Below are 16644 nucleotides of genomic sequence, written 5' to 3'. Positions count from 1 at the left end.
CGAAAAGTACGCCAATTATTAGTTTAAAAAACACTAGACCAACATCATATTTTCAATATTATTATATTTTCAATATTATTCATTTCGTTTTTTGTGTGCTTGAATATTTTCAATTTCAATGGCATTTCCGATTATTCCTTTATACCCTGATCTATCGAACAAAAAGAATCTGATCTTCGAGAACCTCGTCAACGTAGTTCTTATTTTTTTAACAATATATCTATTCCCATTTACTTGAATCACTGTTGGTGAAAAATTTTCAGATTCGAAATTTCTGTCTTTATCGGACAATAAATTCTTATCCTCGTCATAAGCATAAAGATATAGACCCAACTTGTATTTTTCAAGAACTTGCGTCTCAATATCATCATTTAACTTAAAAATAAAAGTTTTCATATCACCTTCATCATAACAGCCAAAAGAAGCTATATTGATACTATCAATCAATTTCTCATCTACTCGTAGGCTTTCGTCTTCATAAGTTTGTGATAAATATTGCAGGGTATTCACTGGTTGTTCACTAATCCAATCTCTTTCTTTACTCCTATTCGGCAAATCATAATTTGTTTTTATATAATTACCCAAATACGAACTCACTTTTTTAGCTCCAAACTCATTCAAATGCCAAGCATTTCTAAAATCGCTAAAATCTAAATTGAGTTCTCTACCTAAAAAATTAAAATCAATATAACCTATATTATTGGCGGTAGATATACTATCAATTGACTTGTGAAAATCAGCATATTTTGGGTCTACCATTGCTGGCAGAAAGGGGGCTGTTACTATTAGCACATTTCCGCCTTGGGACTTTGCTTTATTTATCAAGTCGTTTATGTTTCTTTCTTCCTCTTTGGTAAACTTGGTAAGGCCTGATTCCGCTTGAACTTTTCCGCTAAAATCAACAAATAAATTGGAGTCGAACTTTTTGTCTTGCTTCATTTTAAATGGAAGCCCTGCAAAACCACGATATTCCCACATTAATTCATGCGTTTTATATCTATAATCCTTGTTGAAAATAATATTATCAAAATTTAGTCGATAATCTTTTCTGTCAAAAACGGGAAAAGCAATCTCTAATACCTCCTTTGATGGGAAAACCTCAATAATAGACTTTAATTTGTCAAATGAGAATGCGAAGAAATTATAGGCTTGTTTTTGATGAGATAGGCTCTCTTCATCAGTTGGTGACTTTATAGAGGATGCATATAAATCAATAACTACAACTTTTGGCCTTATCTTTTTAAAAGATTCTCCTACCACATATTTAGTAACCACTATTCTTTGTGCCGCACTACCAAAGTTGAAACTTCTAGCCTGAACGATGCTATCAATAGTTCGGGGATCAAAACTTGAATAGACATGTGAACTACCGTACATAGCGATGTCTATCTCTTTATTCTCGTCAACAATTCTATTAAAATCATTTATGGTGTTCATAAAATGTTTGGGTTCGACAAAAAGAGCACTAATAGCATTTATGAGCCAGAAGAGCAGGCAAATAAAGATGAACACCCTTAAAAAAAATATTTTCATATATCTCAAAATTGGAAATAGATAAACTCGGGGGAATCTTCACCATATACCCCATAAAAAAGTATGAAGAGAATAGAAACCGTATAAATTGCCCATCGAAAAACCCGACTTTGGCTATTCACAAAACCACTAAAAGATATACGTTTGTTCGCATACTCTATCAAAATCAAAGTGAGTATTAAAACAATAGATAAATTGAAATTAAAATTGGATAATCCTATATCTTTACTCAATTCAGACATTTCTAAACTTACTATTTTAGAAATAATAAGCTGGGCATCCGAAAAACTATTAGATCTGAAAAATATCCAAGCAAATGCAACAATGGAAAATGTAACGAACCCAAAAAACAATCTATTGGAAAAAACATCCTTATCAAGTCCTATTAATTGAAACACATTATTCCTTATTGTTTTAGTAGCTTTTTCTAGCACGATGACAACACCATGTAGGGCTCCCCATATAATAAAGGTTATAGCCGCCCCATGCCAGAGCCCACTAACCAAAAAAACCGTGAAAAGATTTATATAAGTTCTGTTTTTTCCTTTTTTGCTTCCCCCTAAAGGTATATAAACATAGTCCCTAAACCATGTAGATAAAGATATATGCCACCTTCTCCAAAATTCGGTAATGGATTTGGAAAAATAGGGGCTATCGAAATTCTTCATAAGATCAAAGCCCATGGTTCGGGCAAGACCAATTGCTATATCGGAATAACCGGAAAAGTCGCAATAAATTTGAAAAGCAAAAAACAATGTGGCAATTGTAAAATCTATTCCACTATGCGCCCCAGGATTATTATAGACGGTATTCACTAGAATAGCTAATCTGTCGGCTATAACAACTTTCTTAAAAAAACCCCATAGCATTAGTTGCAAACCAGAACGAACTTCATCAATATTGAACCGGTATAATTTGGAAAATTGCGGTAAAAGATGCGAAGCTCTTTCAATAGGGCCAGCCACTAATTGAGGGAAAAACGCAACAAAGGCAAAAAAAGATAAGATATTATCTGTTGGTCCTAATTTGTTTCTATAAACGTCAATGGTGTAGCTCAACGTCTGGAAAGTATAAAAACTGATTCCCACTGGCAGAATAATGTTTAAAGTGGAAGTTTCCAACGGCTTGCCCAAAAGTGTAAACGCACTTGCAAAAGAATCTATAAAAAAATTGAAATATTTGAAATACAATAAAAACCCCAAATTGACAAATAAGCTCAGATAGAGCAGCAATTTTCTTCTTTTTTCACTTTTTTCTTTGCCCAGTTTTTTACCTACATAATAATCGACAAACGAGCTAATAATTATTAATCCGAGGAATTTCCAATCCCACCATCCATAAAATACATAGCTGGATGCTAGGATAAAACTATTACGTAGACGCAAATTCGTAGAACAAACCCAGTATAAAACAAATACTACAGGGAAAAAAATGACAAAATCAATGGAGTTAAAAAGCATACTGACTTTTATCGATAATTTAATTTTTTCAAAAAGAGGTAACCTGTTGAATAAACGCCGTTTCTTGCCTGTAGTAAGTCAATTCTAGAAATGAGGAGGCACAACTCAGACCCTTTGTCAAAAGCACGAAAAACATCGATTCTTATGGTAATTATCGCTTTCATGCTTGTATGCAAGCAAACATAACCCGGACCAATCTTTAAAAAAGAAAGCAACCTATTGACGCTCAAGGGGTGTTGATTTGGCACCCATACCTTTTCAATTTGTTTTTTCGAAATTTTTGAACCTCTTTACCCAACGAGACCTTTTATATAGTTTCACACATAATTCCAAAAAAACAATCCAATTTTGCTTCTAATATGCTTTTACCTAATCATGTCTAATCTTTAAAACACTATTCTTAGGTCTGATAGCAAAAGTACGATAATTCTTCACTTTTTCTAGACGAACTACGTCATCCATCCTGTTTTCGCGTAGTATTCTTGCAGCAAATTCGTACCACGTCATAGCCTCACCATCCGTAAAATGATAAATACCGTACGGTTTGACTGCTGCTTTCACGAATCCCATTAAAAATAGGGCCAAATTATTGGCATTTGTCGGGCAACCGATTTGATCTGTAGTTATGGAGAGTTTCTTTTCCGTTTTAGCTTTTTTGAGGATTGTCTTATAAAAGTTAGAGCCATATTCAGAGTATAGCCACGAAGTACGCACGATATAATGCTGTTTTAAAAGTTCTTGGATATATTGTTCCCCTTTAAGTTTTGATTTACCGTAGACATTGATAGGATTCGGGGCATCTTCCGGCAAATATGGACCTTGTTTTGTTCCATCAAAAACATAATCAGTAGAAATATGAATCAACTTTACTTCATTAGAACTACATGCCTCTGCCAAATTTTTTACGCCTTCTGCGTTTACGGCAAAAGCAAGTTCCGGGAAACGTTCAGCATCATCAACGTTGGTATACGCTGCACAATTAATACAAAAATCAAAACCTCCTGTACCAAAAGTGGAGTCTACTTCTCCTTTATCTGTAATATCCAGTTCTTTTGAATCCTTAAAAACAAAAGATAAAGACTTATAATTCGGCGCTATTTTCTTAATGCACTTGGCCAATTGCCCCCCTGAACCCGTTACCAAAATACGCATCATGGATAGAGTTCTTTAAATCGCGGTAAATTTCTATCTTTTTCAGAAAGTATAATCGTTTCATCAATCTTACCCCAATCAATATCTAAATCGGGGTCATTGTATACAATGCCTCCCTCTGCTGCGCTGAAATAGTAGTTATCGCACTTATAAGCAAAGATTACTTCTTCGCTTAATGTTAAAAAACCATGAGCCATACCTTTCGGTATAAAAATGCTTTTGTGATTATCACCCGAAATCTTTGTCTTAAAATATTCTCCAAAGGTGTCACTGTCTTTTCTCAAATCTACAATCACGTCTAAAACTTCACCTTTTACTACCTGAACCAACTTAGCTTGGGCATGCGCTCCTTTCTGGAAATGCAGCCCCCTGAGGACTCCTTGTTTTGAGGTCGATTGATTATCCTGTACAAAAGTCACATTTTGCCCGATAGCACGTTCAAATTTATTTTTTTGATACGATTCAAAAAAAACACCTCTCTCGTCTTGAAAAATAGTTGGTTCGATGACAAAACAACCTTTAAGATGGGTTTCCGTTACTTTCACTGATTTTCCAATTCTAATTTATACAAGGTTTAAAAGATAACTGCCATATCCGCTATTTACCAAAGGCTTGGCTAAACGATTTAGCTGTTCTCTATCGATATAGCCCATATTGTATGCCACCTCTTCTATAGCGCCTATTTTCAAACCTTGTCGCTCTTCGATAACCTGAACGAACTGCGATGCCTGCATTAAGGATTCAAAGGTACCCGTATCAAGCCAAGCCGTACCCCGATCCAAAATACTGACCTTTAGCTTATCTCTTTCCAAGTATGCTTTATTTATATCGGTAATTTCAAGTTCCCCCCTCTTGCTCGGCTTTATTTGCTTCGCAATCTCAACTACTTCATTATCATAAAAGTAAATTCCGGGAACCGCAAAGTTTGATTTGGGAAAAAGCGGCTTTTCTTCGATTGAAATGGCATGACCATTGGAATCAAAATCAACTACCCCATAGCGTTCTGGGTCTTGAACATGATAGCCATAAATAATTCCACCATCCGGATCGCTATTCTGTTGAAGAAGGGATGACAAACCTGACCCATAAAAAATATTATCTCCTAATATTAAAGCAACTTTGTCATCCCCAATAAAACTCTTTCCAATTATAAACGCCTCCGCCAAACCATTCGCATTTTTTTGATTGGCATATTGAAAACTACAACCAAACTGCGTTCCGTCACCTAACAGTTTCTTAAACAGGGGCTCATCTTCAGGGGTCGTAATAATCAGTATATCTTGAATACCACTAGACATTAAGGTAGCTAGTGGATAATAAATCATGGGTTTGTCGTAGACAGGCATTAGCTGTTTACTAACCGCCAGAGTTATGGGGTATAAACGCGTTCCGGAGCCTCCTGCTAGAACTATTCCCTTCATTTTATACTTTTTGGTATTTATTCAAGTACCATTTTATGGTTTTATGAATTCCCGAATCAAAATTTTCTTCAGGCTGCCAGCCCAATTCCTTCTTTATTTTCGTGGCATCAATAGCATATCGAAAATCATGGCCAGCCCGATCTTTAACAAATGAAATTTGCTTCTTATAGCTACCTCCGCCCTTTGGAACAAGATTGTCTAAGGTACTGCATATCTTTTGGGCAATGTACAAATTATTGCATTCACTATTGCCCCCTATAACATATGTCTGACCGAGCTCTCCCTTATTAAATACAGCGTTGATACCTTTACAGTGATCTATGACATACAACCAGTCCCTAACATTTTGACCATCGCCATAAATAGGTATAGGTTCATTTGATAACGCCTTTCGAATTATGGTAGGAATCAATTTTTCATCATGTTGATGCGGACCATAGTTATTAGAGCAATTACTTGTGATAACAGGAAGGCCATAGGTATGAAAATAACTTCTTACCAAGAAATCAGATGAAGCTTTTGAAGCACTATACGGACTATTAGGCGCATATGAGGTTTGCTCATTGAAAAAACCCGTTGGCCCCAAACTCCCATAGACCTCATCGGTCGAAATATGATGGAATCGGGCGTTTTCAAAACCAATTTTTGTGTGGGCATCCGAATTCAGCCAAAATTTTCTTGCCGCCTCTAGAAGCGTAAAAGTACCCCTGATATTGGTCTTGATAAAATCGGCTGGATTTGCTATAGAGTTGTCAACATGCGACTCCGCCGCAAAATGAATAACCCTTTCGATTTTATACTTATCAAAAATTCCCTCAACCAATTCTTCATCACAAATGTCGCCCTTTACGAAAGTATAGCGCTCGCTGTCTTGAACCGAAATCAAATTTTCTAGACATCCGGCATAGGTTAGCTTATCAAGATTCACTACAAATACCGTGGGGTTTTGCTCTAAAAAAAAGGGGATGAAATTACTTCCAATAAAACCAGCTCCCCCAGTAACCAATACAGGGCGATAAGAATGTAAATTCTCGGTCATTATGATAATTCGTTAGCTTTTCTATTAAGATACATTATAAAAGAAACAAGGAAAAAAGCTAGAACGAGATACATTGGATAGGCAACGATCCTCTTACTAAAGAAAGGTTTCTTTACTTTATGGGTCTGCCCCATGTTAACAATTGTTAGGGTTCCCGTTTGTTGAACAATATCAAGTTTCTTTTCTTCAATTTCTTTAATTAGTCTAGCTTTTAAGCTTAGGAGGCTAGGAATGTTCAATCCATTTTCGCCCTCCATGATAATGGTGGCTTGATCTCGTTTTTCATTACGTTCTGCCAGGCCCTTTGAGTAATTTGAAACGAGTTCATCTATCTGCCCTACCAATGCCGAGTTTTGAGTTATTCGAGCTGTCGCATTCTGCATGTATATTTCTTTAACCTCTTTAAAATACGTGTTATTGTTTAGGTATTCCAGTACTTTTCGGACAATCTCCTCGCTGTGATTCGCAACCCCAAAATTAAATACAATTCGATGGTTAAGAATACTCTTGCGGTTAAGTTCAGAACGTATAATATCAAGAACAAAGTGCTCGTCCTTAAAATTTTGAAGAAGCTCCAAATACTTCATCTGTTCCTCTTTGTTATCCTTATCCAATTCCTCTTTTGATTCTTCAATTGGTTCAACCTCAACTCTAAAACCTTTAAAATTATATTGTTCTATCCCCAATTTTCGTAGGAATACAGAGTCCTTTGCCGCAACATTGGCCTGTATTTCCTCAATAGCATCGTACAAATAGCTTCTACTATCAAAATTAGACCTTACAATAACTTCACTTTTTAATTTTTCAGGAACCAACATATTAAGTACCAATGTTACCACCACACCAAGAATGACAAGCCCGACCAATTTGAAAGCATTTCTTCTAAGAAACAAATACGTTCTTAAGAATGCTTCAGCTATTTTATCTAGGCCAGTTCTTACCATTCTGAACAATTGTGCCAAATCTATTTCCTCTGACTCAGAAGGTTTCTGAGCGGGTACTTGATTTCCCATATACTATGAATTGAATATTTGTTGTAAAATTTTGTCTGTTATCAAATAGGTCGGCTTAACCCCTGTGGTTCCCAACCCACCAGAAGCCAATGTGCTTCCGGTTTCAAGAGGATTATCAGATGCATAATAGGCATACCGAACCTTGACGTCTTCTCGTATACTTTTACGTATTTTTGAAGCCGATTGTATCGCTTTTTGATAGTGCACTCCTTCCATTTCAAGACCAATAACATTCCAGGTAGATTGGTGGAAAAACTTTAGAATATCCTTGTTTTGAAGGGATGTGCCCAAAACGGTTACCATAGCTCCCTCAAACACCTGTAGGCCATGGCCTTTAAAATCAAAAGCACACAGTTCATTCTTAAAAGGATAGTTATCGGCCGTTCCTTCAAAAATATGAGCCGACGGAATCATCAAATCGCCCTTTCCGCCATCTAGAATGCCCGCTTTCCCCATAATCGATATAGAAGCTATATTCAAAAAAATCTCCTTGCCCCCCTTGACCTTATAAGGCTTTAAAAGTTCATCTATAGTCTCATAGGCCTGCTCGCCAAAGGCATAGTCCATAACAAATATAACAGGTTTTTGATCCTCAGAAATCTCCTCGGGCAACGCATAGCAACATGCACCAGGGCCTAACTCTGCCAAATCGAAGATTTGAACATCAATATTAGTGCCCGACAAGTCATCTATTTCAATCATGCCGTTCTTCTTCGCGGCTGAACTTACTTTATTCCGTAAGGCCAAATTCTCGATTGAGCTCAATGCCTGAAAGATTCTAAGCGAATCGTCACTATCGGGAAATTCTTTCGATAATGCCTTACGGGCAAATAAAGAATTCATTACACTATGCATATTCGCACTAATGATATGAATCGGTCTCTTCAATAGTGCTTTTTTGGCTAATACATCTTTGATGGATACGGCCCAACGCTCGCCATGAATATGATGGCCCAATCGTTCCCGTAATAAAGCGCTAAAAGTTATGACTCTTTTGTCCCCGGTCAATTCTTCTTCAATTGCCAATTTACCCAGCCAATAGATGATTTTAAGAAAACATTCTGGGTTCTTTTTTGTGGCCAAGAGTTTATGAATGTTCATAATTTCTTCAAACGGTCTTCCTAAGATATTCGCCGTATGAATGAGGGCCACCTCTCTTTCACTTTGTGTAAGTTGATTCTTTTTGACCGCCGCTTCCAATTTCGTCCAGTCGCGTATGGTTTTGTCCGTGTCCTCGATCAAAACGCGTTTGCAAATTTTTTCAGATTCAATAAACAAGAAAGTAAGGTGGGTCAAAATGTCGTAAATATCGGACCGCCCACGCGTAATCTCTATGTTCATCTGCTCTTCATCGATGCGGTAGCAATTTCGCCTTCTTTTTGGAGGAACAATAGCTTTAAATTGTGATTTTCCGTACCCTTCATCAGAGGTCAAATTAATAAAACGACATTGTTCAATACCCTCGGGAAGACGCTCCAATACATACACTAACCCACTAAGTTCAGCCTTTTCTTCGGCGACGGAGCCATAAATTTCAGGACGCAATTGTAGCAATGCACTTTTTAACGATTCGCCCGAAACCCCTGTGGGCTTGTAAAAACCACGATTAAAAAGATGTCGCATGGTAATGTACAAACGCTCAATGGCGTTGGTAGATTCTTGTGCGCGAGTAGTGTCGGTTGTTTTGCCCATAGCAGCATTTCAAACAAAATTACAATTAAAATTGCAGGTTTTTGAAGTGATGTAATCCATCTGCCAATTTTCGGTCGTTTGACAATCGTTGTACCTTATTCTGACCGCCCAGTTTTCCTATTGATTTCATATACTCATTAAAGCCACCTTCCTTTATGGGGGTAATTTTCAATGTTTGTAATATGTTACCGTCGATCAAATCAAAATAATAGCTGTTTTGCCGTTGTAACGAGTTGTCCAACGTTTGAATAAACTTGTTTAGGTCCGTTGGTGGCCTTTCAAATTCAATCAACCATTCGTGATACGGAAGCTCATCCCTTTCAGGTGTTATCTGGGGTGCGACCGTAAACTCGTTTACCCTTGCATCTGTTTCTGCAATAGCCTCTTGCATGGCCTGCTCCACTTCTTTGGCTATAACATGTTCACCAAAGGCCGAAATAAAGTGCTTAATTCTACCTGAAACTATAATTTTATAGGGGTCTTTAGAAATAAACTGAATGGTGTCTCCTAAGTTATATGCCCAAAGGCCGGCATTTGTAGAGATAACCATTACATAGTTCTCATTGAGCGCTACATCTTTTAGGGTAACTCTTTGGGCCTTCTCTTCAAAAAATTCTTCCGATTTGATAAACTCATAAAAAATACCGTGGTTTAATAAAAGTAGCATCCCCTTATCTTTTTGCGAATTTTGATAGGCAAAGAAGCCCTCGCTCGCAGGAAACAATTCGATACTATCTACTTTTCTTCCAATCAGGTTTTCGAATTTTGCCCGATAAGGCTCGTAGTTGACTCCGCCATAAATAAAGAGCTGAAAGTTTTTGAAAAGATGTCCGACCTTAATATTTTTCTTGGCCTGTAACTTTTCGAAATACATCTGCACCCAAGAAGGTATACCGGCAATAACCGTCATGTTCTCATTAACCGTCTCATCAACAATTGCATTTACTTTGGTCTCCCAATCTTCAATACAATTTGTCTCCCAGCTAGGCAAGCGATTTTTTTGTAGATAGTTAGGTACATAATGAGCCGATATGCCCGAAAGTCGACCTAATTTCACACCGTTTTTTTCGGTAAGTTCTGGACTTCCCTGAAGGAAAATCATTTTTCCATCTACAAAACCGGAATTACCCGTTTCATGAATATAATTCAAAATGGCATTTCGAGATGCCTCCACTTGTTGCTTTATAGACTCCTCGGTGATGGGAATATACTTCGCCCCTGATGTGGTACCCGATGTTTTCGCAAAATAGATGGGCTTTCCAGGCCAGAGGATATCACTTTTCCCCTCAACAACTTGATGTATATATGGTTTGAGCTCTTCATAATCCCTGACAGGTACTCGCTGTACAAAATCAGCGTGGGTCTGTATTCCTTTGAAATCATGATCCCGCCCAAATTTTGTGTTGCTAGCCCTTTGTACAAGTTGTTCAAAGGTCTTTTCTTGGGCCGCTATTGGATTATCGACCCACTTTTTAGTTTTTCGATGAATGCTTTTTGCGAATAATTGGGCGGCTAATGATTTTAAGGACATCTCTTTTATTTAAAATCGACAAAATCCAAAGGATTCACCGGGTTTCCATCGTCCCACAGTTCAAAATGAAGGTGTGGTCCTGTAGTGAATTCACCAGTATTTCCCACGGAAGCTATTACCTCTCCGGCCCTGACAACATCTCCTTGACTTTTACTCAATGAACCATTATGTTTATAGACACTTAGAAGACCTTCTTCATGTTCAATTATCATAACATATCCGGTATCGGCGGTCCATTCCGCAAAAATCACAATTCCCTTGGCCACCGCCTTAACAGGAGTGTCGGTGACCGCAGTGACATCTACTGCATAATGTCGCTTTTCGGGATCATACATTTGGGAAACAACACCGCTTATGGGCGGAAATAAAATTAAATCGGTCTTTGTAATGTTTCTTTCGAAGAGGTTGTATTTATCCTCCAAGGCCACTTCGGCCCTAAGCACCGAATCTTCCTTTATGGGGTTTAAATCCACAGTAGAAGGGTCGATTTTAAAACGTTCAAAAACGGAATCTCTGTTTATCTCGCTGTTTTCAAGATCACCACTCAGCACCTTTCTAATATTATCAATATACTTATTGGTATAATTCAATACGTTGACCAAAGAGTCCGTTTTGTAGGTTAACTCAGTAGCCTGCTTTTTCAATTTGGTTGATGAGTATCCTGGTATATATTCGCGTAAAGGCGTAAATGCAATCAACAAAGTAGTCAAGCCAATAAGGCCGATGATACACAAAGTGCCTGTCACAAAAACATTTAATCTACTAAGCTTAAAAGAAATTTTTTCTTCAAAAGTACTTTCGTTCAAAATTACCAAACGATACTTATGCAAGAGCTTTCGCTTGATTTCCTTTCTCTTTTTAGTTTTAGTGGCCATAATACACAAAGATACGGATGGATTTGAATTATGTATCCGTTACCATCGAAATTAATAAATTCAGACACAAAGGGTTTCCAAAGCGGTAGGCCTTTATTCACTTCATCAAAATCGATAAAATTAAAAATTATGTACCTTACCTTAATATTAACAGCATAGATAATTACTTTTTAGTACATTTGTTATCCAATAAATCATAAATTATGACAGCTTTACATATTTTTTTGGCCATAGGTCCTTGGCAAATAGCAATCGTCGTGATGGTTGTGCTTCTATTATTCGGTGGGAAAAAAATACCAGAATTGATGCGCGGACTCGGTAGCGGCATCAAAGAATTTAAGGATGCATCAAAAGAAGATGATAAATTAGAAGAAAATAAAGAATAAAAACAAATAATGCTCTTACCAATAAACCCTCTTTTATAGAGGGTTTATTTTTTAAGGACCTTGCGCGATAAGTCAAATAAAAATGTCTATTTCGACAATGTAAAGCGTTTACTTCAACACTGATTCTTTCTATACAAATTCACCTCGTGCATATTTAAGTGCAACCACAAGAACCCTTCTCATAACTGGCTAAAACCCAACACATACGAAACGCCAACTCTCGGCGTTAACTATAGACAGTATATTTGGATGCATTTTATTGCTTCATAAATTTCTATAAAAACAAAAGCCGGTAACTAAACATAAACCATAATAACCGAGAAAGTTAATTTTCTTAGGTTGATATTACAATCTAGCGAACCAAACTTTAAATACACGAGATTTTTTCTAACATCCCAAATCATGAAAAAACTTATTTCAGTATATCTTTTTTTAGCTGTCTTAGGATTGGCTGCTCAAACCACCTCCGAAACCAGTCTCGTTCTTGTAAACAATACGGATAATAAGCAAATAGCATCAGGTACCCAACCGATTTCAATAAATGAGACTTTTGAGGCCGCAGCCGATAGAAATAATATACCCTATAGAAAACTTACAAATTTAGTGGGTGTCGAAGAAGGCTATTATATTATAACTGGCGTTTTTAGTCATGGCAAAAACCTCAAAAGAGCCCTTCAAAAATTGAAAAAAAAATTTACTGCTCCGGGTTATATCAACAATCCTGAAAACGACCTCAACTACGTATACGCACAATACCACCCTTACGGCCTTGAAGCTGTCGAGGCCTGTATAAGCAATGTGAACCCAAAAAACACGGACAAATGGATTTTGGAAGTTGTGGAAAACATCGCCAAAGAAGATATTTTAACACCTCAGAATGACGCCCCTGCAAACGAATTAAACCAATACGTTACGAATTTAGATAACTCTTTAGATAACGCCTTGACCAAAGCAAACAGTGATAATCCGGCATCCAAAAGTAAACTATTGCAACGTGCCGACCATTATTTCAACAAAATGTGGTATGCAGAAGCCGCAAAACTTTATGAAGAAGCTTTAAAAAAAGGAGCGGAAAATTATTCCTTTGTAGTCATTCGAAATGCTGCCGATGCCCATTATTTTAACACCAATATGGAAAAGGCTTTGCAATGGTATGATTTTCTATATGAAAATTATAAAGATGATATGTCAGCGGACAACATATTCCGATATGCACATTCCTTAAAAGGTACCGGTAAATATAGTAGGTCTAAACGTTTAATGCGTTTGTATGGTAAAAAAACCAAAGAGGAGGGTGGCTCAAAAACCAGTTATACAAATTCGCGTACTTCAAATGAAGTCGTTTTAGACAAAATTTTGAAAACATCGCATGACTTGGAAATAAAAAATTTGGCGATCAATTCTAAATATTCCGAATTTTCCCCAATGTTTTTTGATACGGACAAAATTGTTTTTTCATCGGCCAAAGACTCTTCCTTTTTTAATACCCGTCGATACAAGTGGAATGACCAACCCTATTTGGACCTGTATGTTGCGAAAATAAATGAGGAATCACAGGATTTAAAAGAGGCCATAAAATTTTCAAAAAAAATAAACACGAAGTACCATGAAGCTTCGGTCACTTTTTCTCCAGATAACACTACCCTTTATTTTACTCGAAACAACTATGGAAAAAAGTTGAAACGCGATAAAAATGGCATCAATCACTTAAAGATATATCGGTCGACGAAGGTAAATGGAGAATGGACAGAGGCCATTGAGTTACCCTTTAATAGCGACAACTATTCCACAGGTCATCCTGCCTTGAGCCCTGATGGCAGAAAACTTTACTTTGTGTCCGATATGCCTGGTACCATAGGTATGAGCGATATTTTTGTTGTTGATGTCTTTAAGGATGGCACTTTCTCGAAACCACTGAACTTGGGTCCGAATGTAAATACTGAAAAAAGAGAAATGTTTCCTTTCATAAGTGACGAAAAACTTTACTTTTCTTCTGATGGCCGTACAGGCATTGGAGGGTTGGATGTTTTTGAGGCAGCCTATACCGAAGTAGATGGATTTGATCCTGCAATAAACTTGGGAAAACCAATCAACAGCAAATTAGATGATTTTTCATATATAGTGAACGAAGATACCCAGCAAGGCTTCTTTGCATCCAATCGATCTGGCGGAAAAGGAGATGATGATATTTATTCCTTTAGAACTCCATTGGTCGAAGAAGTTCCCGAGAACCTAAATGTAATAGCAGGTGTAGTTGCCGAACTGCAAACAGGGTCAGTTATGCCAGAGGCATTGGTGCAATTATTCGACGAAAACAATATTAAGTTGAAAGAAATGCTAACCGAAGATGATGGCAGTTTTGTCTTCGAAGACCTACAAGACAACACCAAATACACGTTAAAAACAACATACCGTCAGTATTTTGACGATGAAAGACCTGTTGACACAAAAGAAAACGAAACAATAAATGTCGATATCTCCCTTAAAAAATTAAAAGACATGATTGCCATCGAAGATGGTATCAAAAAATTAAAAACTGAAATAATCCATTTTGATTTTGATAAATCATACATCAGAAACGATGCGGCCAAAGAACTTGACAAACTAGTCGAGGTAATGAGCGAGTATCCTCAAATGGTTATCAAGATAGAATCGCACACCGATTCTAGAGGAGAAAAGGCCTATAACGAATATTTGTCGGACAAGCGTGCCAAATCGACCCGAGATTATATAATTTCCAAGGGTATTGACCCCGAACGTATTGAAAGTGCAATCGGGTATGGTGAAAATCGATTGCTGAATGAATGTAATGGAAGCGTCAGATGTAGTGAGGTCGACCATTATCTCAATAGAAGATCTGAATTCATCATCACCAATATGTAAAATAACCGAATCCAAAAACTATTTTATAGTTTTGGCAATCAAATAAGGCCGCTAACCATCTTTTAAGGTCAGCGGCTTTTCACATTTATCAAGTTTAACGTTGAGTTCCCAAAAGGTCATCTCATGGCCAATGCCACTTTTATTCTTTTTGAAAGTCTATTTTGGACTACAATAGCCTATGTAATAGAGAGTAGTTCACCCAAGAAATTCTGCCGATAGTCTATCGGGCAATTTCAGACAGGTTTGACAGCTACCTTTTTGGTCTTTTATCCAATTTATTCTCCCCCTGCCGTATTTAGCCCAAACTTTGTATTATAATTTGAAAACCATTCTTATGAAAAAATTATTACTTGTTAGAGAGATTTATGTGGATGCATTTAAAGATTGGACCTTTATGATGCTTAGGAAGTATTTTAAAGTATTCTCTTGGTTTTGTTTCTTATTGATCGCTATTGCAGCCTATGCGCTAATTTATAGAATCGCTACGGGCTTTGCTTTCGATTAATAACCAATCATACATCGCACTAAAAAGGCCCTTTCATATAAGGGCCTTTTTATTATCAATAAGAGTATACTTAAAACTACTTTTGACCACTATTGAATTTTACGGTTTTTAGAATAGCCTCCAATTGAAACATGTCATCCCTTTTATTGGTTGCAGGAGCGAATGTAAAGCCTTCGAGCACAAGCATCCTATCGTTTTCCTTATCGTTTATAATATAGCTTAGAAAAGGGCCTGCCATTGGGTAGTTTTTGACATCCCAAATGCCTCTTACCTCAACGGCCTTCTTTCCACCTATTTCAACAGGGAAAATAGCAGGGGAAAAGGCTGGTTCTGTTCGCATGTATGTTACTTTATCCCGCACATCAGGACCGGGAATATATTTTTTTCCGATGGAGTCACGCATACGAACGATATCCTTTACCAAAGTAGAATCGTTCTTAAAACTGTCTGAAGGCATGCTATAGGCTATAATGTTCATATTGCCTTTTTGAATTTCTCGGGCAATCCATACAAAATTATCCTGTTGTTTGTCTACACGGTAAATGGATGGCAAGTCTAAAGAAATGCCAAACTTTTCCTCCAAGGCCTTTTCCTTGTTCAACGACTTCAAAAAATTCTTTTGGGATACTTCCAGCTCTAAACCTTTAAAAGCGCTAATCATCTCATCTGCCTTTGCATTAATATTTTCGATTATCTCATTCTCGGTTGTTCCTTTAATAACACCTATTTTTTGAGGAGAGGCATATAAATCAGTCTTTGTATGTGCAATATTCAGGGTATCCATTTGAACATATAATACCAAACGCCTGTTGCGGGTCGTACCTGTAAATACTCTTTTTGGCATCTGTTCGATGGTAAACAAAGGTTCATCTTGTGTAAGCACTTGAACGGGCGCGGCAAAATGCTCCCTTATTTTGTCGCCGACCTCACCTTTCCATAATTCGGTATCCATCACAACAGCCAAAGAATTGACCGCACCAATAGAATTGGGCTTATAGGTTTTTTGATTTTCGTCTTTACAGGAAATGGTAGCCACTAAAAATAGCAGCATACAAAGAAATTGGATTTTTTTCATCTTGCGGGTTCACTTTTGCTTAATAACAGGTTGGTTTTTGGATTATAAAATCCAAAAATGGTTACCACCAAAACCGTTC

General features: G+C 37.1%; 14 protein-coding genes. 3 read left to right on the top strand and 11 right to left on the bottom strand.

All coding sequences use genetic code 11. From position 1 onward, the window contains the following. Positions 1–75: 75 nt before the first annotated feature. The 10 genes from AACZ88_RS12920 to AACZ88_RS12875 form a co-directional block, all read right to left on the bottom strand. Complete coding sequence (locus AACZ88_RS12920; protein WP_339710945.1) at positions 76–1533, bottom strand: hypothetical protein; 1458 nt, start codon at positions 1531–1533, stop codon at positions 76–78. A gap of 5 nt (positions 1534–1538) precedes the next feature. Then, positions 1539–2993, bottom strand: a complete 1455-nt coding sequence (locus tag AACZ88_RS12915) for an MBOAT family O-acyltransferase (RefSeq protein WP_339710943.1) — start codon at positions 2991–2993, stop codon at positions 1539–1541. A gap of 369 nt (positions 2994–3362) precedes the next feature. Next, a complete protein-coding gene (gene rfbD / locus AACZ88_RS12910) occupies positions 3363–4148 on the bottom strand; it encodes a dTDP-4-dehydrorhamnose reductase (RefSeq protein WP_339710941.1) in 786 nt (261 codons plus the stop codon). Then, positions 4145–4690: a dTDP-4-dehydrorhamnose 3,5-epimerase gene (gene rfbC, locus AACZ88_RS12905; protein WP_339710938.1), complete on the bottom strand. Its 546-nt coding sequence runs from the start codon at positions 4688–4690 to the stop codon at positions 4145–4147. Before rfbC ends, rfbD begins: the two co-directional genes overlap by 4 nt. Before the next feature lie 18 nt (positions 4691–4708). Beyond that, complete coding sequence (rfbA, locus tag AACZ88_RS12900; RefSeq protein ID WP_339710935.1) at positions 4709–5566, bottom strand: glucose-1-phosphate thymidylyltransferase RfbA; 858 nt, start codon at positions 5564–5566, stop codon at positions 4709–4711. Position 5567: 1 nt separating this feature from the next. Beyond that, positions 5568–6605: a dTDP-glucose 4,6-dehydratase gene (rfbB, locus tag AACZ88_RS12895; protein ID WP_339710933.1), complete on the bottom strand. Its 1038-nt coding sequence runs from the start codon at positions 6603–6605 to the stop codon at positions 5568–5570. Next, positions 6605–7618: a hypothetical protein gene (locus tag AACZ88_RS12890; RefSeq protein ID WP_339710930.1), complete on the bottom strand. Its 1014-nt coding sequence runs from the start codon at positions 7616–7618 to the stop codon at positions 6605–6607. Before AACZ88_RS12890 ends, rfbB begins: the two co-directional genes overlap by 1 nt. Positions 7619–7621: 3 nt before the next feature. Further along, positions 7622–9310 carry a hypothetical protein gene (locus tag AACZ88_RS12885; protein ID WP_339710928.1) on the bottom strand — a complete coding sequence of 563 codons (1689 nt, stop codon included), beginning with the start codon at positions 9308–9310 and terminating at the stop codon, positions 7622–7624. Between the two features lie 25 nt (positions 9311–9335). Beyond that, complete coding sequence (locus tag AACZ88_RS12880) at positions 9336–10841, bottom strand: GH3 auxin-responsive promoter family protein (protein ID WP_339710925.1); 1506 nt, start codon at positions 10839–10841, stop codon at positions 9336–9338. Positions 10842–10846: 5 nt separating this feature from the next. Beyond that, positions 10847–11716, bottom strand: coding sequence for a M23 family metallopeptidase (locus tag AACZ88_RS12875; RefSeq protein WP_339710922.1), 870 nt, complete (start codon positions 11714–11716; stop codon positions 10847–10849). Positions 11717–11919: 203 nt separating this feature from the next. On the opposite strand from AACZ88_RS12875, the gene AACZ88_RS12870 reads away from it, so the two are divergent. The 3 genes from AACZ88_RS12870 (at position 11920) to AACZ88_RS12860 (ending at position 15490) form a co-directional block, all read left to right on the top strand. Next, positions 11920–12102: a twin-arginine translocase TatA/TatE family subunit gene (locus tag AACZ88_RS12870; RefSeq protein WP_089888996.1), complete on the top strand. Its 183-nt coding sequence runs from the start codon at positions 11920–11922 to the stop codon at positions 12100–12102. A gap of 402 nt (positions 12103–12504) precedes the next feature. Then, entirely contained in the window at positions 12505–14985 is a 2481-nt protein-coding gene (locus tag AACZ88_RS12865; RefSeq protein WP_339710914.1) for an OmpA family protein, read from the top strand. A 334-nt stretch (positions 14986–15319) separates the two neighbouring features. Next, positions 15320–15490, top strand: a complete 171-nt coding sequence (locus AACZ88_RS12860) for a DUF6747 family protein (protein ID WP_339710911.1) — start codon at positions 15320–15322, stop codon at positions 15488–15490. A gap of 76 nt (positions 15491–15566) precedes the next feature. On the opposite strand, the gene AACZ88_RS12855 is transcribed toward AACZ88_RS12860, so the two are convergent. Further along, positions 15567–16541: a DUF4837 family protein gene (locus AACZ88_RS12855; protein WP_339710908.1), complete on the bottom strand. Its 975-nt coding sequence runs from the start codon at positions 16539–16541 to the stop codon at positions 15567–15569. Between the last annotated feature and the right edge of the window lie 103 nt (positions 16542–16644).

The organism is uncultured Kriegella sp. (genome assembly GCF_963975415.1).
Classification (GTDB): Bacteria; Bacteroidota; Bacteroidia; order Flavobacteriales; family Flavobacteriaceae; genus Kriegella.
This window is presented reverse-complemented; position numbering and strand designations above follow the sequence as displayed.